Source organism: Lapidilactobacillus achengensis, from assembly GCF_003946655.1.
In the GTDB taxonomy this organism is placed as follows: Bacteria; Bacillota; Bacilli; order Lactobacillales; family Lactobacillaceae; genus Lapidilactobacillus; species Lapidilactobacillus achengensis.
Genome location: NZ_RHOV01000009.1, coordinates 32,953 through 55,839 on the forward strand (window position 1 = coordinate 32,953; position 22,887 = coordinate 55,839).

Below are 22,887 nucleotides of genomic sequence, written 5' to 3' on the forward strand. Positions count from 1 at the left end.
TAACCACCCCCTAATCAGGGGTCGTTGGGGTAATCAGTTGGAATATAGGCGGTATTGGCTGATAAATGCTTTTTGAAACGAAGAAATAATGATCGATTGTGACCTAAGAAACGTTTCTACGATAATAGCGTCAATTAAAGAGAGGAAGCTAGTAAATATGACAAGTGAACGTGTTTCAAAGTTGCTGCAAGAGATGACCACGGAAGAGAAAATCGGGCAATTATTGCAATTAAGTGCCGATTTCTTTGAGGGAAGCCAGGCGGTGATCACGGGACCGATGCGTGAACATGATCTGACGTTGGCAACTGTTTATACAGCTGGTTCTGTTTTAGGCATTTCCGGGGCGGAGCGAGTTCATCAGATCCAGGCCGACTATTTGGCGAAAAGTCGTTTGAAGATTCCGCTATTGTTCATGGCGGATATCGTTCATGGGTTTCAAACGATCTTTCCAATTCCATTAGGGATGGCCGCGAGTTTTGATCCCGAAGCAGTCAAGCTGGCTTCCGAAGTGGCGGCACGTGAATCCGCAGTCAGTGGGCTGCACGTGACTTTTGCGCCGATGGTCGATTTGGTTAGGGATCCACGCTGGGGTCGAGTGATGGAGTCAACCGGTGAAGATCCGTATTTGAATAGTGTGTTGGCAAAGGCGAGTGTTGACGGGTTCCAAGGTGATCTTGACGTTGAGCACATCGCTGCCTGTGTTAAGCATTTTGCTGCTTATGGCGCTCCTGAGGCAGGTCGAGAATACAACACGGTAGATCTGTCCGAATGGCGGTTCCGTGAACAATATTTACCAGCTTATTCCGCGGCGATCGCGGCGCAAGCTAAGTTAGTCATGACATCGTTCAATACGCTTTTCGGGGTGCCAGCTACGGCGAACCAACACTTGTTCCGTGATATTCTGCGGGACGAATTGGCCTTCAAAGGGGTTGTGATCTCGGACTGGGATGCGATCGGTGAGTTGATCAATCATGGCGTTGCCGGTAATTTACAAGCCGCGGCTGATCAGGCATTGGCTGCTGGTGTGGATATTGATATGATGAGCTTCGCCTATGCCAAATACTTGCAAAAGGCGGCTAACCTTGATGAGTCAACACGTCAGTTGATCGATGAGTCAACGGCGCGGATCTTGGAATTAAAGGAGAGCTTGGGCTTATTCACCGATCCCTATCGACAAGTGACGCCCGAGCGTGAACAGGCCGAGTTGAAGTCGGTCCAGAATCTGAACGCCGCGCAACAAGTAGCCGAAGAAAGTATTGTTTTATTGAAGAACGAGCGGGCGATCTTACCATTGGCCCGCGACCAAAAATTGGCCTTGATCGGACCAGTCGCCAATACTGGCGATCTGTTGGGGAGTTGGTCTTGGCAAGGAGATCAGCATCAGACCCCGTCGATTTATACGGCGATGGCCGAGAAATTCCCCCAAGTGAGCTATGCATCGGGGTGCGCTTATCATCAGCTCAATCACCGTGAGTTTGACCAAGCCCTGAGTACGGCCCGCCAGGCAGATAAAATCATTGCGGTGCTCGGTCTGCCTAGTTCAGAAAGTGGTGAGGCCACCAGTATGACGGATATTCGCTTGCCACAAGAACAATTGACCTTACTGCAAGCATTGGCGAAATTAGGCAAACCGATCATTAGCGTGGTGGTCACAGGACGTCCTTTGGATTTGACGCTCGTTGATGACTTATCTGCAGCGGTTGTTTTGGCCTGGTTCCCAGGTAGTCGGGGCGCGGCTGCATTGACGAATATTCTCAGCGGTGCGGTCAATCCTAGTGGCAAGTTACCGATGACCTTCCCACGCTCGGTTGGGCAAGTGCCGATCTACTATAACCAATTCAATACCGGCCGCCCACTTAGCCATACGGAAAATGACCGTGAAAACAAGTATTTATCGAAGTACATTGATGAAGCCAACAGTCCCTTGTATCCTTTTGGGTTTGGCTTGAGTTATGCTGAGATCAAGGCCCAACCGATCAGCGCGACCCAACAAGGGCGATCGATTCAGTTGAAGGTCGAACTTGAGAATACGGCTGCACTTGCAGGGAAGACGGTGGTTCAATGTTATTTACATCAACCTGTTGCGACCACGGTCCAGCCAGTTCAGCGGTTAGTCGCTTTCAGCAAAGTGCTCGTTCCTAGCAAGCAAAAGGTCGAACTCACCTTGACGGTTGCTCCTGAAGAGCTGACTTATTTGGATGCGGCGCTGAAACGTCAAACTTTCACCGGGGAACTGAAATTCCTGATCGGCCTTGACTCTCAGCATACCAAGGCAATCAGTGTTGCCTACCAGAACGATTAACGGAGGTCTGTCATGCCAGATTTAGTAAACGGAACTACAAGGATCCAAATCTTAAAGAATGGCGCCATCGGTAAAATCATGGACGACCAAGTCATGGTCGATCAAGTCGCAGGTAATGCGTTGGATGGCGGCTTAATGAATGTCTATTTACGGATTCGCCAAGGGGAGACGTGGTTGTTTCAGCCATTATTAGGCCCGGATGCCAAGAGCACGGTCAAGTTTGACGCCACGACTGCCGTTTGGTCAGGAACATTTCAAACGCTGCACTATCAGCTGCAACTCGATGTCTGCCAGGGTCACTGGTTTTGGCAGGCCAAGGTTGCTGATCCAGAGGGGTTGGCGTTCGATCTGACTTACGTGCAGGACTTGGGGATGGGGACGGAAGGCTATGTTACCAGTAATGAGGCTTATGCGGCCCAATACTTGGATCACTTCGTTGTCCAGTCAGGTGACCAAATCACGATCGGGTCACGGCAAAACCAGGATCAAAATGGACGGCATCCCTATATTCAACAGGGGTCATTCTCGGGGTTGGCCAGCTTCTCAACGGATGGCAATCAGTTCTTCGGGACCCACTCCCGGCTTGATTCGGTGCCACAAGCCATGCAAACACACCAGTTGGCCAATCAGAAGATCCAATATGAATCCGGTGTGATTGCGTTGCGGACGCCGCTGCAGACCACGGATGGTGAAGTGGTTTTCTATGCGGCAGTCTGTCAGGATCAGCCTGATAATAATCAAACGCTGCTGATCGATTCTCAAGAATTAGCACGGGAATTTGAGCAAGTTCAGCAACGGGGTCATCAGTTGCAAGCCTTGATGCCGACCAAACGTCGCTTAAAGTTGGGTACGGTTATCGCGGGGCAGCCTTTAAGCGCAGCCGAGCTTGAACGCCGGTTCCCACAACGGTGCCAAGTTGAAATGAAACAGGGGCAAGTACAGTCGTTCTTTACGCCCACGGCTGAACACGTGGTTTTGCAAAGCAAGGAATTGGAACAAGAACGACCGACGGGTAATATCGTAATGGCGGAAACCGCGATCGTCCCCGGGAAACCGGTACTGGCAACAACTCAATTCATGGCGGGGGTCTTTGAATCGCACGTTGTGTTTGGCAACACCAATACGCAGATGCTTACGACACATACACGTGACAGCCTTAACCTGCTCAAGGTGACGGGAACACGGATCTATCTGAGTGCGCCAGGTGAAACGACCTATCATCTGCTGGGGGTACCGTCTGCTTATGTGATGAGCTATAACGGCGGTGATTGGATCTATCAATTGGCAGATGATGTGATCGAGATCAGTGATGACGCGGAAGCCACGGCGCCACAATTGACTTTACGTTTCCGCTCGCAACAAGGGCGGAAATATCGAGTTCTGGTGACGACACAATTAAGCCAGCCAACCTTGGGCCAGACACCGATCGTGACCCGTGACCAGCAAACGTTACAGATCATGCCTGAATTGACCACTTTGATGGCGCAACGGAACCCGCAACTCGGGTATCAGATCGATTATCAACAAAACGATGCTCAAGCCTTAGTGCTTGGCGATGAAGGCTTGATTTTTGAAGCGGGGACCTTTGAACCCACTGACCAACTCGTCGCCCATTATCAAGAGACCTCTGCTTTTGTGATCAAGACAGGTTTGGTCGGTCATGAAATCAAGAACTGTGACCTAGCACAAGTGCGCCGGCAACATCAGCAAGCGATCGAAACACTCTTACACGGCATTGAATTGGCAACACCTAATCCTGAAAAACAGGCTTTGGTTGAGCAAACCAATTTAGTTTTACGTTGGTTTGCCCACGATGCCCTGGTCCATTTACTCTCCCCCCACGGCTTGGAACAGTATGGCGGTGCGGCTTGGGGAACGCGTGATGTTTCTCAGGGACCGGTTGAACTATTTACGGCAACTGGCCGCTTGGATTTGGTGCGGGCAATCATCTTGAAATTATACCAACACCAATTTGTTGAAGATGGCAATTGGCCGCAGTGGTTTATGTACGACGAATATGCTGATATGTTTGCGGATGAAAGTCATGGCGACATTATTGTCTGGCCGTTAAAAGTGGTTGTGGACTATCTGAAGCTGACTCAAGATGACGAGCTATTGAATGTCCAACTACCCTATATGAGCCGCACCACCAAGCAGGCCACCGCGCAAACGGCGTCACTGCGCGAGCACATTATTAAGCAATTGACCTATCTCAAGACGCATTTTCTACCTGGGACTTATATTTCTGGTTATGGCGATGGCGACTGGGATGACACCTTGCAACCGGCCAATGCGACCTTGAAACAAGGCATGGCCAGCACTTGGACGATGGAACTGACCATCGAAACGATGCGATTGGCGGAACAGGTTTTCGCTAACGATGCGCTGATTGATCAGGTAGCAGGTCTGGCAGCCAAAATGTCGCGTGATTTCCAGAAGTATTTCATGACCGATGATACTTTACCAGGCTTCATTTATTTAGATCAGGATCAGCATGTGCGTCAAATCATTCATCCGAATGACCACCAAACCGGGATTGATTATCGTCTGCTGCCCCTATCTCAAGGCGTTCTCAGCCAGATCTTAACGGGAACCGCGGCGGATGAGGCCCTGGCACTGATCAAGGAGCATCTGCTCTTCCCTGATGGGGTCCGCTTGATGAACAAGCCGTCAACCTATCACGGCGGCGTCAGCGAGACATTCAAGCGAGCCGAACAAGCCGCGAATTTCGGTCGGGAAATCGGCTTGCTGTATGTTCACGCCCATATTCGTTATGCCAATGCCATTGCGGATCATGGTGATCAAGCCCAAGCGTGGCACCTATTGCAACTCGTTAATCCGATCAACTTGCAACAACGGGTCAGCAATGCTGAAACGCGGCAAAGCAACGTTTACTTCTCCAGTTCCGATGCTGACTTCGCGGATCGTTATACCGCGCAACGAGACTTTGACCAGCTAAGAACGCAACAAGTCGGCGTGAAAGGCGGTTGGCGCTTATACAGTAGTGGCCCTGGCATCTATATCGGGACGCTCTTGCGTAGTGTTTTCCGGCTCACCGACGTAGAAACGTTTAAACGAGTTGAAGAAGGGCTATCTCTGCCGTTTGATCCCGAAATCAAAATAACAAACCGCTAGTCTTTAAAACGCTACGAGGCGAATTCGTGGCGCTAACTGTTGGTAAATCAGGGATTTGTTTTTGATTATTATTTCTTGGTCAGAACAAATTAATAAAATGTTCAAGAAAACGGTTGCAAGAAGACGGGTGCTGTGCTACTATTTCCTAGTAGAAACGTTTCACCAAAATGAGAGGATCATTTTGAGAGAGGAGGAAAATTTATATGATTGCTCTGAATCGTATGAATTGATTGTAGATGAACACATTAAAAAGGCTCTATAAACAAAGACAATTACAATTGATGGTTTTACCGGGCATCATCTTCATGATTATCTTTAACTATATTCCGATCTATGGGATCATCACCGCGTTCAAGCGTTATACGATCGTTGATAGTATGAGCTCGGCGCCGTGGGTGGGGTTAGAGAACTTCAAACTGATCGTGCAGGATTCGTTCTTCTGGGAATCCGTGCGTAATACCTTGGCAATCAGCTTGATGAAATTATTCTTAGGGTTCGCCATTCCGATTTTCTTGGCTATTATGATTTTTGAAGTTAAGAATATGCGTTTTAAGAAGATCGTCCAAACGATTTCTTATATCCCTCACTTTTTCTCTTGGATCGTATTGGGTGGGATGTTGATCTCTTGGTTGTCAACGGACGGATTCTTCAACCAAACATTGATGGCGTTAGGGTTGATGCATAAGGGCAATAACCATTTGCTTGATCCTAGTCAGTATTGGTGGATCGCCGTCTTATCTGACCTCTGGAAGGAAGTTGGCTGGGGCACGATCCTGTATCTTGCCGGCATGTCACGGATCGACCCAACGTTGTATGAAGCAGCGCGGATGGATGGCGCGACTAAGATGACACAAATCACGCGGATCACGATTCCGCTATTGGCACCGATCATTTCTCTGAACTTGATTTTGAATGTCAGCGGTTTGCTGGGTTCCAACTTGGATCAAACCTTGGTCCTGATGAACTCACAGAACCAATCCCACGCGGAAGTGATCAACTCGTTTGTTTATCGCATGGGGTTGACTCAAGGCGACTTCTCATACGCGACCGCGGTTGGGTTAGGCATCTCGATCGTTTCAGTCATTTTATTGGTGATCACAGATCGAATCACACGCAAGCTTAATGATGGTCATTCCATCATTGTTTAGGAGGGGAACTTAATGGAGTTAAAAAAGAAACCCAGGAGTGAAGGGTATTGGTTTTACTTTTTTAATACGATAATTCTGATTCTCTTCTCCTTATTGATCGTGGTTCCGATTTGGAACATCTTAGTTTCATCGGTATCGTCCAATGCAGGTCTGGCCAGTGGTGGGTTGATGCTCTGGCCGAAGGATTTCACTTTTCAAAACTATACCAAGGTTTTCTCGGACAGTAGTATTCCTAAAGCCTTTGGGATCTCGATCCTGAAAACGGTGATCGGGGCAGGGACCCATACGGTCTTCTGCGCGATCGTTGCTTACGCGTTAAGTAAATCGCGCTTGATCGGTCGGAAATTTTACACGACAATGGGCGTGATCACCATGTACTTTGGTGGTGGGATGATCCCGACTTACCTGTTGATCAAATCATTGGGCTTGCTGGATACGTTCTGGGTCTACATCATTCCTGCACTGTTTAGCTATTATGACTGTGTGATCCTCATGAACTTCTTTAGAGAAATTCCTGCTTCATTGGAAGAATCAGCTAAGATCGATGGGGCATCAGAATGGAAGATTTTCGCTGATATCTATTTACCGCTGACAAAACCAGCATTGGCCACGATCATTCTATTCAACGGTGTTGGTCAGTGGAACGACTTTATGACCACAAAGCTATATATTACGAAGCAATACCTTTATCCGTTACAAATGAAAATCTACGAGATCATCGTTCAGTCCAACTTGAGTAGTATGACGCAAAGTGGGAGTACAGACGTGATCTTCAAGGCGACGACCCGTGGCGTTCAACTGGCGACGATCGTCATCACAACAGTGCCGATCCTGATTATTTATCCTTTATTACAGAAGCACTTCATCGCTGGCATGATGGAAGGCGCGGTCAAGGAATAACGAGCATCTTCAACTTGGTTTAAGGGTTAATAAAATAGCATTAAGAAAGTGGGAGAATCAATGAAAAAATTAATCTATGGTTTAGCGGCGATCGTTGCAACGTTAGGGCTAAGCGCTTGTGGCAGCAACAAAGATTCAGGTAGCAATTCTGATTTCTCGATCAAGGATCGTTACACCTTGAATGCGAACAAGCCAGCGTGGAAATTAGACAAGAAGAAAAAGACCACTGATATTACTTGGTACATCAACTCAGATTGGACGGCTTTACCATTCGGGAAAGATGTGACGACGGCGCAGATCAAGAAGGATCTGAACATCAATGTTAAATTCATCACCGGTGATGATTCGAAACTGAACGCGATGATCTCTGGCGGTGATATGCCAGACATCGTAACGTTGATGGACAAGACCAGTCAAGCAGCTGAAAAGGCCAATAGTTGGGCCTCTTCATTAAACGATTTGGCTAAGAAGTATGATCCTTACTTTACGAAAGTAGCCAATAAAGATACGATGAAATGGTTCTCCTTATCAGATGGGAAAACATATGGCTATCCTAACTACTCGAACACGAAGAAAGATTATGAAAGCGGCACGATCCCAGTCAATGATAACTTCGTGATTCGCGAAGACGTCTACGACGCTTTGGGCAAGCCTGATTTCACGACACCAGAAGGGTTCGTCAAGTCATTGAACGCGATCAAAGCGAAGTATCCTGATCTAACGCCATTTGGTTTCACAACCGTTGGCGATGGCGCCGGTCCTTTCACTGACAAATTACAAGATTTCTTAGGGGTACCACTAGAGAAGAAGAATGGTTCGTTCTATGATCGTAACCTGGATCCTGAATATGTTAGCTGGTTAAAGGCCTTGAACCAAGCGTATCGTGATAAGAATATCGTTGATGATAGCTTCACTGACGATGGCGCAACTTATGACCAAAAGGTTAAACAAGGTGATTATGCGGTTATGTTAGTTGCCGGAACAAGTGGTCAAGGTGGTAACTACACGGACTTCATGAAGAACTCCAAGACTCGTTACATCGCAATCGACGGACCTTCAAGCACATCAGGACGGAAAGCAACTTTGAGCCAAACGGGTATTTCCGGTTGGTTGATCAACTACATTACTAAAGATGCGAAAGACCCTGCTAAAGTCATGGAATTGTTTACTTATTTAATCGACAAACCAGGACAGATCTTAACCAAATATGGGATCGAAGGGGTTACTTATAAGTACAACGATGCTGGCAAGATCGAATACCTGCCTGAAGTCAAAGCGTTAGAGAAGAGCGACAACGATGCTTACAACAAGAAATATGGGATCAGCCGCTTCAACTACTTCAATAACGACCGGATGAATGCCCTCAAAGCACCTGAAGAATCCGCTTTGACGCAAATGCAACAATGGGGCAAGGGCAAGCTTTATCCACACTTTGTCATTGAAAACATCAAGCCACAAGCTGGCACACCAGCAGCACGGTCCTACGATCAAGTTCAGACTAAGTTGAATAGTACAGTGATCTCCCTGATCCGGGCTAAGGATGACAATGGTTTCGATAGCACGTTATCAAGTTATCGCTCATTCTTAAAGCAGAACAAGTGGAGTGACATCGAGAAAACACTGACTAAGAACATGAAAGAGAACCGTTCTAAGTTGAACTAAAGGAGTTGAAAACGGAAGTGTCCAGGGACACTTGCGGATAATATGAAACGAATCTTTTCAATCGAAGGGCCATATTACCGAATCATGGCATTTATCACCGATCTATTTATGGTCAACCTCTTGTTCCTGATCTCATGTTTGACGGTCGTCTTTAGCGGTGCGGGGCTGATTGCCCTCTATCAAGCCGCTCAGCGATTGTTGCGGGGAAATACGGAAGGGGTCGTGCAACTATTCATTGCTGAAGTCCGGGCCAACTTGCGCCGGGGATTGAAATTATTAGGCATTGTCGGTGGTGTGATCGCAAGTACCTTGACGCTTTTGTATCTCCTTTCGTTGCTTAGTCCACTGGTGGCGCCGATTTTGATTTTCGTCTTGGCGGCGATCCTCTTGATTCTGGCAACATTCATGTTGGTCTTTTCCTCAACAACGGCAACGGTCCAACGGGCTTTCGATCGGTCGATCTACTTGGTTTTCCGTCACATCGTCGCGAGCATTGCTATTCTCTTGATCCCGGCGTTGACAATTTGGTTGATCGGTAAGTTTGGCTTTTATTTAGAATTTTGTTTTGGACCAGCGTTGGCCTGTCTGGCACAAGTATTTTTTGTAGAAAAGGTCGAGATTAAGCTATGAGAGAAAAACAAGAATTCTGGGCGGGGGTTCAGGCCGAACTCGCCGTGCTCGATCCGGCGGTTGAACTAAAACCGGCGCAGTATCAGTCGACAGCCTTCAACATTCAGGCGATCTCATTCACCAGCTTGTACGCAGAGCGGATCCGAGGGATTCTGATCGCACCTAAAACAACCGCGAAAGTGCCGCTGGTCATTGATTATTTGGGATATACCAATTTCATCAGTGATCCTACACAGTTCTATCATTGGCCGGCGGTGGGGTGTGCGTGTTTGGTGATCGATAATCGGGGTCAGGGTGGTGCCACACTCGATCAACAGCCCTATGCGATCACATTTGGCACGACACCGATGGGCCAAGGGTTCTTGGATCCTCAAGATTTCTATATGAAACGCGTCGTGGCGGATCATTTACTTGAAGTCCAAGTTGGCCGCGATCTACCGATGATCGATGCTGATCGCATCTTCCTGCGTGGCGGTAGCCAAGGCGGTGGGTTGGCGGTGATGGTCGGCGCGTTGACACCGATCAAACTAAAGGCGATTTTTGCTGATGTGCCGAGTCAATCTAATTTGGTTGAACGCATCAAAGAGCGCGCCGGTTCTTATGGGGTTCTAGGGGATTATCTTGAACTTCACCCTGAGGATCAGGAAAAGGTTTTCGCGATGATCCGCTACTTCGATACTCAATATTTCGCTAGCCAAATCAGCGCGCCTATCTACTGTTCGGTCGGTGACCAGGATACGACCTGTCCACCTGCGGATTTTCAGGTGACCTATGATCGGATCACAGCACCGAAAGAACTCAAAGTTTATCACGGCCATGCTCATGAAGGTGGCGGTTTAGAACGATCAAAATGGGAAGTTGACCAAGTCTTGGCATTGATCGACTAAAATAAGATGAAGAGGGTATTGTAGCGTGATGCGAGTAGCAACATATAATGTTCGGGTCGATACCGACTATGATCAGGATTGGCAATGGCGATTTAGGCAAGATAAGGTTTGTAGTTTGATAGCGTTCCATGACTGGGATCTGGTGGCGATCCAAGAAGTCCGTCCTAATCAAGTTCGCGATTTGACGCAACTAGACGCTTATTCGGTCCTGGCGCAAGAACGCGATGGCGATGGTACCGGCGAAGGCTTGGCCCTGCTGATCAAAAAAGCCAAGTATCACATTAGCGACCACGGCGCCTTCTGGTTATCGGAGACGCCGGAGCAACCAAGTATTCATCCCGATGCGGCTTATCGCCGGGTTTGTGTCTGGGCGATCGTCCAGGAACGTGCGACTGCTAAGGCCTCTCTGGTGGTCGATGTCCACTTGGATAACGAATCAGAGGTGGCTCGATATTCTGGGATGAAGGTGGTCTTACAGCAATTAGCGCAGCAGATCGCAGCTTATCCGACAATCATTTTAGGTGACTTTAACGCTGAGCCAGAGGAACGAGTCCACGGATTATTGGCGGAGAATTTCACCAATGCCAAGGCATTAGCGGACATTCCACATTATGGTCCCGTGGGTACATTCCAGAATTTCCAGTATAGCTTACCTTGGTCGCAACTCGAGAAAATTGATTATATTTATACAAAAGGCTATGAAATCAAGGCAACCGGTGTGTTGACTGATTCGTTTGATAATAAGTACGCTTCGGATCATTTTCCATTGGAAGCTCGGTTAGTCAACTGAGGTAGTCTTGCTAGGGTAACCTCCCCAAGAAGTAGTGGCTGCATAAGCAGAGAGGTACTTGCGAGAATACCAAAAGGTTTGTAAGTAGTTGTGGGGGCGATTCTGAGAATGCAGTCAGTTGCATTCAAAGAACCTGCCCCTTTTGTGCTAATATTATCTCTAGTATGGTAATATTGTGTTATTCAGCGCATAGTCAACAAGTAAGAAATTAAAGTAGGGAGTTTTTGCCAGTGGTCGGAATAAGAGAAATAGCAAAGCATGCTGGTGTTTCAATTTCAACGGTGTCGTATGCGCTGAATGGGAATCCTAAGGTCACCGAAGAAACACGAGATCGCATTCTAGCGATTGCTAAAGAAATGCACTATACGCCTAATTTAGCGGGGCGCACGTTAAAGAAGCAGAAAACGAACATGATTGGTCTTTATGTCAATGGGTTCGGTGGTGACTTCTACAGTCATGTCATCGATGGTGTCGCCAGTGTTTTGAAGAAGAACAATTATGAATTGATCGTTGGGTCTGGCGGGAGTCGCTCACGAGCTTTCATTCCCCAGAAATTCGTCGATGGCGCGATTATTTTGGATGTGGCTTTTCCAACGGAGCTTGTCACCGATTATGCGGACGCAGGTAACCAAATCGTGATCATGGATCGTGATATTTCCCATGAGAATGTTTGCCGGGTCATGCTGGATAATAATGACGGTGCGGAGAAAGCCATTGCGGCCTTGGCAGCCACGCAGGTCAAGCACTACGTTGTGGTCACCGGCCCAACTAATTCATACGACTCGCAGACGCGACTGAAAACGGCGATCCGTCAAGTTGAAAAGCAAGATGATCAATCAATTCTAGTCATTCCCAGTGATTTCACGATTCCAGGCGGGCGTAAAGCCGCGGAAATCATTTATAACATGGGCATGAAGGACGTTGGCATCTTCGCGTTGAACGATGAGCTGGCCATTGGGCTCTACGAAGGGTTCACGGCACATCATGTTAAGGTTGGCAATAACGTTAAGATCGTCGGCTTTGATAATGACTTGCTGGGAACCTATCTCCAGCCTGGCCTGACCACAGTGGACTATTCTAAACATCAATGGGGTGAGCGAGCGGCGGAAACGTTACTGGCCATGATCAACGGCGAAGCGCCGCAACAGGATCAGTTTATCAATACCCGGGTGATCCATCGTGGCTCACTAGGTGAAGCTCAATAAAAGTTAGCAAAAAAGGAGTGATCAATTTTTTCGATTGATCACTCCTTTTATTGACGAATCTAAACGTGGCAAGTCTAGGGCCTCAAGCCGTGGACACTTTGTTACCCTAAGGCTGCCAGCGTGGCGATGTCGATCTTCTTCATCTGCATCAGCGCTTGGATCTGGGCGGGCGTTTGCGTTAGCGCGGCGATGTTGGCGGGGACGATCTGCCACGACAGCCCGTAACGATCCTTGGCCCAACCACATTGTTCAGCGGCGGCCACGTGAGAAAGTTTGCCCCAATAGTAGTCGAGCTCGGCCTGATCGGCGCAATCGATCGTGAAGGAGATTGCTTCATTGAATTGGAATTCCGGGCCGCCATCCAAGGCGATGAAATCCTGGCCGTTCAAGCTGAAAACCGCGGTCAAAACTTTGTTGGTCATACCCTGAAAATGAACGTCCAAATTTTCATCGGGGTAATAGGTGATGCTGTCGATGTGGGAATCGGGGAACACACTAACGTAGTAGCGCACGGCCTCCTCGCAATCATTGTGGGCGAACCACAGGCTAGGCACGATTTTGTGACTAATGGACATCTTGTTGCCTCCTTATTTGAAAACAGAGTGTGAACCGACCTGGTCAGCTTCCGAGCATTAGCCTAGCAACGATTTTGGAGGCTGAACTTTGCCTCCGGAATCGTTGCGTAGCTAAGCAGAAGAAGCTAGGTCGGTGAACACGTTTCGATAGAGTGTGAACCGTTGGTGGATGGTAGGTGTGGTGGGGCTCCAGGTCGGGCTGGGGGTGGTGGAACGCTGCGGGCGTCACTTTGAGCTTTTCGGAAGTGCACCGAAAATCTCAAAGCTGAGCCTTATTCTAGGCGGCAAAGCCGCCAAGAATAATATCGCGGCTGACTCACCCCCAGCCCGACCTTCCGCCAACTAGTAAACAGCCCACCAACGCCAGAGTGCGGAACGCAACGGGTTGACTTTGAGCATTAACCTAGGCAGGATTTTGGAAGCGGGTTTCGCTTCCGGAAGCCTGACGTAGTTAAGCTCAGAAGTCAGTTGTGTAGAGCGCGTTTCAATCAAGCGCATCAATAGCTGGATCCGTCTGCGGGGTCAGCGGCGTCAACGGAAGCTGGTCTTGCTGGATCCGTTTTTGTAAATCGAGGATCTTGGCGGCGATGGTTTCGGCGCAGGCGCGATAGACCGCGGGGGATTGGCCGGTGGGATCGGCTAGGCCCCAGTCCTCGCGGTAGCGGCAAGGGACCATGGGGCAATCAACTTCACAGCCCATGGTGATGACGATGTCCAGCGCCGGCAATTGCGCCAAAGGTTTGGAGAATTGGGCGGACAGATCCAGCTGATACAAGTCAGCCATGGTGCGCGCCGCTTGTGGGTCGATCCGCGCCGCCACCGTGGTTCCAGCGGAGAAACTGTTGAACGTCACGCCGGCCAAGTGCCGCCCCAGCGCTTCGGCCATTTGACTCCGACAAGCATTGTGCACACAGATAAAACCAACATTCAATTTTGACAAACAGGCCACCTCACCAGTGAAAATTTTGGGGGAACTTACACCCTTGATTTTACAGAAATTGGTGGATTTTACCAGTGATAATAGCTGGTAAAATCAAGCTGGTGCCGCTGGCGGCAAAAAACGTCTGTTCCCTAAATCTGACAATTTCGAATACAGGTGATAATATTTCGAATGGCTGTTGATCGATTCTCGTCAAGGCGTTTATGGATTCGCTGATATTTGCTGTCTGGGAGCTGAGTGGAAATCTATTTTGCGAAGTCGTTTTTGGCTTATTTTTGGTGGCTCTTGTCATATGTACGCTTGCAGGGAGCCTAATTGAAAAAATAACCGGCTTATTCTGCTAATTGCAACCTTTTTCATGATATACTAACTATGGAAAAGGAGTTAGTATATCATGAAAAATCAATTCGCAAAGGTTGCCGCCTTAAAAAATGACTACACAACATTCACACTTGCAACCGCGACAAAATATGGCTTAACCAGGTATGGTCTGGCCGGCCTAATTCGGGACGGTGTGCTAACAAAGACCGCCACCAATACCTACGTTTTTGCGGACTACTTAGAAGATGACCTGGCATTGACAACGCAGATTTACCAAACTGCGGTTATCTCCGGAATCACGGCATTGATTTTATATGATCTAACCGATGAGATGCCCTGGATCTATGATTTAACTTTTCCCAAAGGCTACCACCCCAATGCGGAGATCCTCGCGCGCCGCTATATTCTGCCACATTACCGAACGAATGACTACTACACGGCCGGAATCACGACAGCGCGTACGCCCAATGGCAATTTAGTGCGCGCATACAGTGTTGAGCGCACACTATTGGACGTTTGGCAGGATAAAAAAATCGAAGCCTATATCCAAAACGATGCTTGCCAACGATACTTGGAATCTGAATACTTCAATTACAATAGCATGCTCACATTAGAAAAATTACAACAAAAGCTGTATCCGGAAAGCAGCTTATTACGAGTTTTGGAGCTGATCAAACAATGAGTAAAAATCGAAGGCTAGATCAAATCAACCAAAGAGCGAATGATTTGGGATTACCAAAACAATATTTTCAAAAGCTTTATTTCATTGAATGTTTTCTTGATAATATTTCAAATTCTTCTTATAAAGATGATTTTATTTTGAAAAGTGGCTTTGAATTACAGAGTTTATTAGGCGTGACTCACAGGATGACTGAAGATTTAGATACGACCTTGAATCGGCATGATTTGAATCCGGATAATGTAATAAAGGTTTTGACTGATATTTGCCTGGTCAGTCAAAATTCAGATGTTCAATTCAGCATCAGGAGCCTCAAGCCAGAAATGGATGAAAATCGCTATCCTGGTTTACGAGCAACGATTGCCGTAAAGATGGGCGAAGTTAAAAACTCGTTCAAACTTGATATTTCAACGGGTGATTTGATTATACCCGAACCAATAAAACTTAATTACCATGGTTCATTGAATGATACAAAACCATTCCAGGTATGGGCATTCCCACCAACACAAATTATTGCGGATAAACTAACGGCACTCGTAAAATTTGGGAGAATCAATTCACGCGCCAAAGATTTATTCGACTTCTATGCTCTGAAAAATTCCGATTTTGGGAAGGTCAACGCGTTGGATCTTTTAGAAGCATATCAGGGGAAGTCACAAAATATCGGTCTGACGACGGCCATCAGCGATATTCCGAAACAAGTTGAACTGCTTCGTTCGTCAGTTGGCTTACAAAAATCATGGACAAATTACCAGAGAAGAAGACCCTACGCATCAGAAATCAGTTTTGACGACACCTTATCAGCCGCAGCGAGCTACGCCAATATGCTAGATATAGCAAATAAGAAAGTGGTCTCGAATCAGAAAAAATGATGACCTATCTTTGTAACTGGCACACTACTAAGGGGGGAACGACAGCTGACTATGAAAACTCAGGTAATGGCTGCAATGGACCTTTGACGATCAACATATCGTTATTCTTGCCATTTTCATAATCAATGATTTCTTCAACATTCTTGATTAAATTACTTTTCTCTTCTGCCATTTTTACGTTCCTTTCTGATTTGTTAGCTATTTTTCTTTTTTGACGAGTTTGCTTGTTTTAGCAGGCGAGACCATCGCTATTTTCTCATGTCGGGATCATTACTAAATTTATCCGAGTTACCAAGCATTCCCCCTGAGGAGTGCTTTTTGTGCATCGAGGAGCCGGGAGCTGTCCCACTTAAATTGTTCGGTTCACTTTGGATCATTTCCACTAACATTTTTTATTTGGATTGTTTTAACCTTAACTTTGCTTCATTTGAGTTCAGTAGTTTGATCTGATATAACATAGCAATATCAGTTTTTAAATTTTCTTCTTCTTTATTACTATCAATAGAATTAAAAATTCTGTTAATTATCCAAACAACTGGTGTACCCAGACCAGCAGTTCCCAAGTTAAAACCTAACTGCTCGTTCTCTGAAAGTGTACTCTTTTTAATATCTTTAAGAATTGAGTTGAATTCACCTTGGATAATAAATTCATCTTCTTGTTCTTTTACTTTTTGTCGGATTTCTTTTAAATTAGACGCAGTATACAGCAAATCACTATCTCTAATAGTCAATAATTGGTCTAATACTTCTCCGGGAGAATGGTTAGTTCCTTTGGAGATAGCGATCAGAGTTTTTCCTGAATAAGTTTCTGGGTCTCGTTTTGATGCTTTTGATAAAGTTTGCTCTGATATTCCAACTTTTTTTGATAAATCATATCTAGTCAGACCATTTTGTTTCAAAAAAATATCTAGTACATTTTTCATATAAAAACCTCCCATCATACTAAAATCTATTTTAGTACAATGGGATGCTTTTTGCCAATGCGAACTAATATTTCGTACTTTGGGCGTGGGGACAACTGCCATCATAGATTTCTTGATTACAAATATTTCGTCAGGAGCGTAGCGCTACTTGGTTATTCCCATCGTCTTGGTGAGATTGCCTTGCGGGTCAGCAGCGACTACCAGTGCTTTATAACCGCGTTTGGCAAGAACAAAAGGTAAGAAACGAGTGATCGTAGTTTTACCAACGCCACCCTTGGCATTGGCAACCGTAATGGTAAGAGGCCGTTTCAGCTGCATTTTTTTATCAGTCACAATTTTCCTCCAAACTTTATGTGTAAATGGTGTAAATTTACAGATGTGTAAATGTGTAAATCATCCATCGCCTAAGTATAACCGTCATTGGACCGGGACGAGTTTGCTTGTTTAGCAATGGTGACTGCATCGCGGATAACCTGTATAATGTGTGGTACTAGGTTCAACACGGAGGTCGATTATATGTTAGAAGTCAAAACTGTATCTCGTGGTAATTCTCTGGCACTTAGTCTTCCGTCAAATTCTGGCTTTAAAATTGAGAAGGACCAACGCTGGTTAATGATTCCGTCTGCGGACGGGACATCCTTTACGCTGGTGCCACGAATTGAGGATCCATACGCAAGACCAGCAGCTGGTGAACCAATGGCTGAGGAATGGGCCGACGCTGATTTTAATGAGGTTGAATGATGACCGAATATTAGCTCAAGCAAAAAGATATTGTGTGGCTTGATTTGAACCCGCAAAAGGGCCGCAAGATTAAAAAATACCGTCCTGCTGGTATTAAGCGGTATTGTTTGCTTTATGATTTGTCTACTAAGCGGTAATGGTAGTGTTGCAGACGGTATGATTTTTGTTAATGCCATTCTGGCAATGATTAACGCATTTGCCAGTCCAGCATATAAAGCGATTGTCCCTGAAATCATGAGTAATGATGAGGTGTTGGGATTTAACGCTAACCTCGAAACAATTCACAAATAATAACAGTAACGGTACCCCTAGTAGCGGCACCAACACAAAAAAGACACCTTTCACTTAAACGAAAGGTGTCTTTTTAAACGTGCGCCACGCAAGTAATTGTAAAAGTGTAACTACCAACCACAATCGTCAATTACTTGGATCCCATCAATTGGACATCGCTTATCGATTGGCGGGAGTGCTTGAACGACTAAGTTAACGTTGAGCACCCACAGTGAGCTTACCATGAATCGCGCCCAACTGCTGCTAATGCTCAGAAGCTAACCGGGTCGCTCCGCACTCTTTTTTTGAAACGTGCTGCGCGCAACTGACTGCTGTGCTTAACTACGCTAGGCTTCCGGAGGCGCAGACCAGCCTCCAAAATCCTAGCTAGGTTAATGCTCGCAGTCAACCCGTTGCGCTCCGCACTCTGTTTTGAAACGTGCTGCGAGGTGCAGACCGCTGCGCCTTAAAGTATCTGATTGCCCAATCTGCTGCGCAGCTTAGTCAATCAGATAAATTAATGCTCACGGTCTAACCGCACCTCTCCGCACTCTGACTATTTCTTCAAGTTCTTCTCGACGTAGTCTTTGATTTGGTCGTCGGTCATGTCCAGCATTGGCTTCATGGCCTCTTCAGTCTTGATTGTGTCACGATCATTTGCTTCCATGATATGGTCCCAAATGGCGTCGCGAATGACATCTTTGTCCTCGCTCCAATCGAATACCTCATTCATCCGCAGATTTAAAACTTCCGGTTCAGTTTGTTTGTAATCAGCCATCATGAATACCTCCTATTTTTGTTCACTTTCATTATAGGGCGCCTGGCGTAAAATGGCGTGAAAAACGCCTTGCGTTTTTCGCGGCGCTTTCCAGAAAAACGGCGTGGCACTAGGGCCACGCCGCAAAATTCTCTTTGAAAAAAGTTGACTAGATAGGTTGGCAGCCGGGTTCTCATCTCGCTTAGACTTCATGAAAAACTCGCTGGTCGTGAGCCGGTGGACAAGACCGCGGTCAACCGTCGCCTGTGTGGAGCTGACTAAAGCTGACTAACCGAAGCCGCCTGTTTAAATCGAACGACTCGGAGCTGTTTTCACAGCCTGGGGATTTGCGGCCGGGTTGTCAGCGCACGTAGAAGGGGTTGGCCAGCACCAGCAGTTGTTGCTGGGTTTGGCCGCGGGCGGTTCCCCAGAGTTCCACGCGCAGGTAGCCGACTTTTAGGAGGACAGGCAGTTCCAGCGGTGTATCTGGGGGCCAGGGAATGTCACAGCTGACGGTCTCGTTTTGGAAGATCCGGACCCGTTGCGCGGCAAAACCGAATTGGCGCATTTTGGCTTGGGCGGTCGCTTGAAACGTCAGTTGGACCAAGGCGGGACCGGTGGCCAAGGTGGCGCCCATTTCGTAGGTTTGGCCATTTTGGGTCAGGGCTAGGGTCAAGCGTGGGCCCAGGCTCAAGTAGAAATTACCTTGGGCCAAATTACGCAGGGCGTTGCTGGTGGTGCGTTCCTGACAGCCTAGGTATAACAACGCCGTGTTTTTGGTGGCGGGCTCATCGTCGTGCCAATCGCGACCGGCGCTGGCGGCGACTCGCTGGCCCGCCGCCAAACGGGTCAGCCACAGTTGGTAGGCTTGCTGACTGCGGCGACTTTGGTCCGGCGCGGCGCCGTTCCAAACTTCAACGAAATCCAATAATTGTTGATCATGGACGGGGAAATCCCAACGACAACCGGTACAAAGCGGGCTACCCACGGCATAAGGATGCGCGCAAGCGGTGATCCCGCCGACCGCCTTGAGTTGACGTAATGCGGCATCGATCGTGGCCGGGGTCACCGGACGCCAATCGACGAATTCCCGGGCGCCCCAAACCAATAAATGCCCGTAAAAAGTGGTCCATTCCATGCCGGGCAAAATCACCAGCTTTGTTGTTGCTGCCAATTTTTGACAGTCGCGTAACGCGGCGCTGGTGTTGTGGTCGGTGATCGCCAGGATCTCGTAACCGAACGCTTGGGCCTTAGCGAGTAATTCGGCGGTGGTGAAGTGGCCATCGCTGTGTTTCGTGTGGGCGTGCAATTCGGTCAAATAGTAGTCACTCATCTAAATCGCCTCGATCCGCAAGTTGACTTCAACCAAGTGGGAGCGCAGGCAATGGGTGCTTAACTGAACTTCCCAAGGGCCCGCCGCGATCTCGTGGGGAAGTAGCCCCCAAGAAGCCTGGTCGCCGGTTACCCACAGTTGCTGCGTGGCGCTTTTGTTATGGTAACAGCCCAGATAATCGGCCCCGCAAGCTAGCGAGACGGTGATCAGGTTGTCCAAGGGCAGGAAATCCGCCGCTTGGAGCTTTGCCCGTTCCGTGGCGGTGAACGCCGTTGGCAGGGCCGCCATGATCACCGGTAAGGCTTCGGCGGGGACCACTTGGCTGGGGGTGTAGCTGAAGGCAAGGCGCAATTCCTGATAAGATCGAGTTAAATGAAAAGGAACTTTGAGCTGACGGCGTTCGTCTTGCGGACTTAACCGCCATTGTTGCGTTAGAATCAAAGTCATCTTTTTCCCTCTTTTCAGCTGTCCTCACGCGGCTGGCGGGTGTTACTGCCGTTGCCGCAGATTATTCACGATATAAAAAGATGCGGATAATGAGCAGATCAGGAACATGATCACCGACAAAGCGGCGGTCCGTTCGTAATTAACATAATTGTTGAATTGGTCGAACAAGGCGATGCCTAACATTTTGGGATGATTGCCACCAATCAAGAATGGGGTGGTGAACGAACCCACATTCCCCATGAAAATAAACGTGGTCGCGATCAGGATTTCCTTGAAGGTGTTGGGCAGGACCACTTTGGCCAAAATCAGCAGCTTACCAGCGCCAATATCTGTCGCCGCCTCGATGCTGGCCGGCTTCAAAGCGCTTAAACTGGCCAACATGATCAAGGTAACGAAAGGGATGTTGTACCATAGATTCATCAGAATGATCCCCGATTCGTGATACATCAGCCCTGGCTTGAAATTGCCGCCCCACAGCCGACTGAGCCGATTGAGCACCCCGGCGTCGCGGATCACCATGATCAGCGAATAGGTCGCCACCAATCCTGGCACGAAACGCGGCACCACGGTCAAGGAACGTAGCCAGCGACTGACCCAACTAGGGCTGAAATGGAGATATAGCGCCAAGCCGTAACCCAGCACCATCGCCAAGGCCACCGTTGCCACCACGATCCGCAAAGTGAAGGCGAAATTATCCCGTTGCAGCGGATCGATGAAGAAATAACGATAATTGTCCCAAGTGAACCGTTGAGTCTTGCCGTCGCGGAAGCTCCGCAGGAACGTGTTGCCGATCGGGTAAACAATGAAGCCCATCACCAGCAAAAACGCGGGCAACGTTAGTAGATAGGGCAGACAACGCTGGCCCCAAAGTTTGACCAACCGCCGGCGCGCCGAAATTGGCCTGGCGTGGCTGGCTGTGTGGCTAGCGTGGCTACCTGCATTAGCGGTGGCGCTGACAGCATTAGTTGTGGAACCAATCGCGGGTTCAGTCGTAGCGTCAAGCGTTAGCGTTGTTGTTGTCGTAGATGTGCGGTCGTTGGTTACTTCCGGCTCTGCCGCGGCGGTGTTGGAATTGACGCTGTCGCACTCATGACGGAGATTTTTTTCCAGCTCCGCCTTGAGATTGTCCGCTAGACTACCATTGAGTTGGTCATTGAGGTCGTCATTCAGGCCGTCGTTCATTTGGCCAACGTCCCGATTTGCCGATCCCATTGCGCGGTCAGTTCGCTACCTAAGTCGCCGATACTGATGATCCGGAAATGGTCAATGTCCAATCCGGCCAAGCGTTTGGAGTTTTCTGACTGCAAGGTGCTGCTGTCAACGACTGGGATCGCCGCCATTTTATCCAGCAGGATTTGTTGGCCTTCCTTGCTGATCATGAAGTTCATCACCGCCTGCGCGCCTTCTGGGTTCGAGCCGACGCTAGGAATCGCCAAGCAGTCCACGTCGCCGGTAAAAGCAGGCGCCAACTGGGTCAATTTCACGGTTTCAGGCAAGCCGCCGTTCGCCAAATTAGTGATGGTCATGTCGGCCCAAGTGGGAATCATGTCCACTTCGCCATTGGCCAACAGATCCAAAGTCCCTTGGTTCTTGTTAGGATAAACCACTTTGCCGCCAGATTTGTACAAGTAAGGATGCAATTCTTTCAACAGATCGAAGCCCTTGTTCCATTCTTTCTGCCATTTTGGATCTGAATCAGACAAAGCCTTTTCCGGTAAAAAGTTGTACAGCGAAGATTGCACGAAGGAGCTACCAGAACCGCCAGAACCTGGAGTGTTGTAAGCGAAACGTCCAGGGTGCGACTTGATCCAAGTGTAAAGTTCTTGGGTGGTTTTCGGTGGCTTGGGTACCCGCTTTGAATCGTAAGCCAGCACCACGGTTGTGCCCCGGTATGGCATGATCACGCCCTTACCGTCAGAAACCTTGGTTTTGACGTTCTTGGCGTTAGGCACATTGCTTTCCTTGTAAGCCGTGAAAAAGTCCTTGCCGCCTTCTTTGACATAGGATGAAAAGCTACCGTCAGACATTAAAATCAGATCATACTTGGTGTTTTTCTGATTGGTTTTCTTCGCGGCCAACAGGCGGCTGGATAGGCTTTGCGCGCCACCGCCGGACATGATGAATTCCAATTTCATTTTATATTTCTTGCCGTTTTCACTCTTGTTGAAAGCTGTCACGATCGCTTCCATACTTTCCCGAACATTGTCAGAACCGCCGGCCCACAACGTTACCGTGGACGGACCCGCCGCCTTCTTCGTTTTCTCCGCGGAGGCCTTATTGGCGCATCCCGCCAACGCCCCCGTCAAGCAAAGCGCGGCCGCGCCTGCGGCTAACCATTGATACCATTTCTTTTTCAAAATAATTCTCCCC

At 48.0% G+C, this 22,887-nt stretch carries 22 protein-coding genes; 12 read left to right on the forward strand and 10 right to left on the reverse strand.

Annotated elements, in window-relative coordinates:
• The first annotated feature begins 157 nt into the window (after positions 1 to 157).
• From EKM94_RS06620 to EKM94_RS06660, 9 genes are all read left to right on the forward strand, one after another.
• A complete protein-coding gene (locus EKM94_RS06620; RefSeq protein ID WP_125599353.1) occupies positions 158 to 2,302 on the forward strand; it encodes a glycoside hydrolase family 3 N-terminal domain-containing protein in 2,145 nt (714 codons plus the stop codon).
• A 12-nt stretch (positions 2,303 to 2,314) separates the two neighbouring features.
• Entirely contained in the window at positions 2,315 to 5,437 is a 3,123-nt protein-coding gene (locus EKM94_RS06625) for a GH36-type glycosyl hydrolase domain-containing protein (protein WP_125599356.1), read from the forward strand.
• A gap of 236 nt (positions 5,438 to 5,673) precedes the next feature.
• Positions 5,674 to 6,585, forward strand: coding sequence for an ABC transporter permease (locus EKM94_RS06630; protein ID WP_125599360.1), 912 nt, complete (start codon positions 5,674 to 5,676; stop codon positions 6,583 to 6,585).
• A 12-nt stretch (positions 6,586 to 6,597) separates the two neighbouring features.
• A complete protein-coding gene (locus EKM94_RS06635) occupies positions 6,598 to 7,485 on the forward strand; it encodes a carbohydrate ABC transporter permease (protein ID WP_125599363.1) in 888 nt (295 codons plus the stop codon).
• Positions 7,486 to 7,545: 60 nt separating this feature from the next.
• Entirely contained in the window at positions 7,546 to 9,147 is a 1,602-nt protein-coding gene (locus tag EKM94_RS06640) for a type 2 periplasmic-binding domain-containing protein (RefSeq protein ID WP_125599366.1), read from the forward strand.
• A 42-nt stretch (positions 9,148 to 9,189) separates the two neighbouring features.
• Positions 9,190 to 9,777: a DUF624 domain-containing protein gene (locus EKM94_RS06645; RefSeq protein ID WP_125599369.1), complete on the forward strand. Its 588-nt coding sequence runs from the start codon at positions 9,190 to 9,192 to the stop codon at positions 9,775 to 9,777.
• Complete coding sequence (locus EKM94_RS06650) at positions 9,774 to 10,664, forward strand: acetylxylan esterase (protein ID WP_125599372.1); 891 nt, start codon at positions 9,774 to 9,776, stop codon at positions 10,662 to 10,664. The genes EKM94_RS06645 and EKM94_RS06650 overlap by 4 nt, the downstream gene beginning before the upstream one ends.
• A 28-nt stretch (positions 10,665 to 10,692) precedes the next feature.
• Positions 10,693 to 11,454, forward strand: coding sequence for an endonuclease/exonuclease/phosphatase family protein (locus EKM94_RS06655; protein WP_125599376.1), 762 nt, complete (start codon positions 10,693 to 10,695; stop codon positions 11,452 to 11,454).
• A gap of 230 nt (positions 11,455 to 11,684) precedes the next feature.
• Complete coding sequence (locus EKM94_RS06660) at positions 11,685 to 12,659, forward strand: LacI family DNA-binding transcriptional regulator (RefSeq protein WP_125599380.1); 975 nt, start codon at positions 11,685 to 11,687, stop codon at positions 12,657 to 12,659.
• 101 nt (positions 12,660 to 12,760) lie between these two features.
• Here EKM94_RS06660 and EKM94_RS06665 read toward each other — a convergent pair whose 3' ends face one another.
• Positions 12,761 to 13,234, reverse strand: a complete 474-nt coding sequence (locus EKM94_RS06665) for a VOC family protein (RefSeq protein ID WP_164511140.1) — start codon at positions 13,232 to 13,234, stop codon at positions 12,761 to 12,763.
• A 484-nt stretch (positions 13,235 to 13,718) separates the two neighbouring features.
• Positions 13,719 to 14,174 carry an arsenate reductase/protein-tyrosine-phosphatase family protein gene (locus EKM94_RS06670; protein ID WP_125599382.1) on the reverse strand — a complete coding sequence of 152 codons (456 nt, stop codon included), beginning with the start codon at positions 14,172 to 14,174 and terminating at the stop codon, positions 13,719 to 13,721.
• Positions 14,175 to 14,568: 394 nt separating this feature from the next.
• Here EKM94_RS06670 and EKM94_RS06675 point away from each other — a divergent pair, with 394 nt between their 5' ends.
• The gene (locus EKM94_RS06675; RefSeq protein WP_125599385.1) at positions 14,569 to 15,177 is read left to right on the forward strand and encodes a type IV toxin-antitoxin system AbiEi family antitoxin domain-containing protein; all 609 of its coding nucleotides are present in this window, start codon (positions 14,569 to 14,571) and stop codon (positions 15,175 to 15,177) included.
• Positions 15,174 to 16,046: a nucleotidyl transferase AbiEii/AbiGii toxin family protein gene (locus EKM94_RS06680; RefSeq protein WP_125599388.1), complete on the forward strand. Its 873-nt coding sequence runs from the start codon at positions 15,174 to 15,176 to the stop codon at positions 16,044 to 16,046. The genes EKM94_RS06675 and EKM94_RS06680 overlap by 4 nt, the downstream gene beginning before the upstream one ends.
• Before the next feature lie 49 nt (positions 16,047 to 16,095).
• On the opposite strand, the gene EKM94_RS12795 is transcribed toward EKM94_RS06680, so the two are convergent.
• From EKM94_RS12795 to EKM94_RS06690, 3 genes are all read right to left on the reverse strand, one after another.
• Complete coding sequence (locus tag EKM94_RS12795; RefSeq protein ID WP_263853233.1) at positions 16,096 to 16,218, reverse strand: hypothetical protein; 123 nt, start codon at positions 16,216 to 16,218, stop codon at positions 16,096 to 16,098.
• Positions 16,219 to 16,438: 220 nt separating this feature from the next.
• A complete protein-coding gene (locus tag EKM94_RS06685; protein ID WP_125599391.1) occupies positions 16,439 to 16,969 on the reverse strand; it encodes a helix-turn-helix domain-containing protein in 531 nt (176 codons plus the stop codon).
• A 144-nt stretch (positions 16,970 to 17,113) separates the two neighbouring features.
• Positions 17,114 to 17,302, reverse strand: a complete 189-nt coding sequence (locus EKM94_RS06690) for a ParA family protein (RefSeq protein ID WP_225422177.1) — start codon at positions 17,300 to 17,302, stop codon at positions 17,114 to 17,116.
• 183 nt (positions 17,303 to 17,485) lie between these two features.
• On the opposite strand from EKM94_RS06690, the gene mazE reads away from it, so the two are divergent.
• Positions 17,486 to 17,710, forward strand: coding sequence for a type II toxin-antitoxin system PemI/MazE family antitoxin (gene mazE, locus EKM94_RS06695; protein WP_125599394.1), 225 nt, complete (start codon positions 17,486 to 17,488; stop codon positions 17,708 to 17,710).
• 826 nt (positions 17,711 to 18,536) lie between these two features.
• Here the strand turns inward: mazE and EKM94_RS06700 are convergent.
• From EKM94_RS06700 to EKM94_RS06720, 5 genes are all read right to left on the reverse strand, one after another.
• Positions 18,537 to 18,758: a P8 family protein gene (locus tag EKM94_RS06700; RefSeq protein WP_125599397.1), complete on the reverse strand. Its 222-nt coding sequence runs from the start codon at positions 18,756 to 18,758 to the stop codon at positions 18,537 to 18,539.
• Between the two features lie 340 nt (positions 18,759 to 19,098).
• Positions 19,099 to 20,070, reverse strand: coding sequence for a CehA/McbA family metallohydrolase (locus tag EKM94_RS06705; protein ID WP_125599399.1), 972 nt, complete (start codon positions 20,068 to 20,070; stop codon positions 19,099 to 19,101).
• On the reverse strand, positions 20,071 to 20,517 hold the full coding sequence (locus EKM94_RS06710; RefSeq protein WP_125599402.1) for a hypothetical protein: 447 nt from the start codon (positions 20,515 to 20,517) through the stop codon (positions 20,071 to 20,073).
• 42 nt (positions 20,518 to 20,559) lie between these two features.
• The gene (locus EKM94_RS06715; RefSeq protein ID WP_225422178.1) at positions 20,560 to 21,699 is read right to left on the reverse strand and encodes an ABC transporter permease; all 1,140 of its coding nucleotides are present in this window, start codon (positions 21,697 to 21,699) and stop codon (positions 20,560 to 20,562) included.
• Complete coding sequence (locus EKM94_RS06720; protein ID WP_225422179.1) at positions 21,696 to 22,874, reverse strand: extracellular solute-binding protein; 1,179 nt, start codon at positions 22,872 to 22,874, stop codon at positions 21,696 to 21,698. The genes EKM94_RS06715 and EKM94_RS06720 overlap by 4 nt, the downstream gene beginning before the upstream one ends.
• Positions 22,875 to 22,887 lie beyond the last annotated feature (13 nt).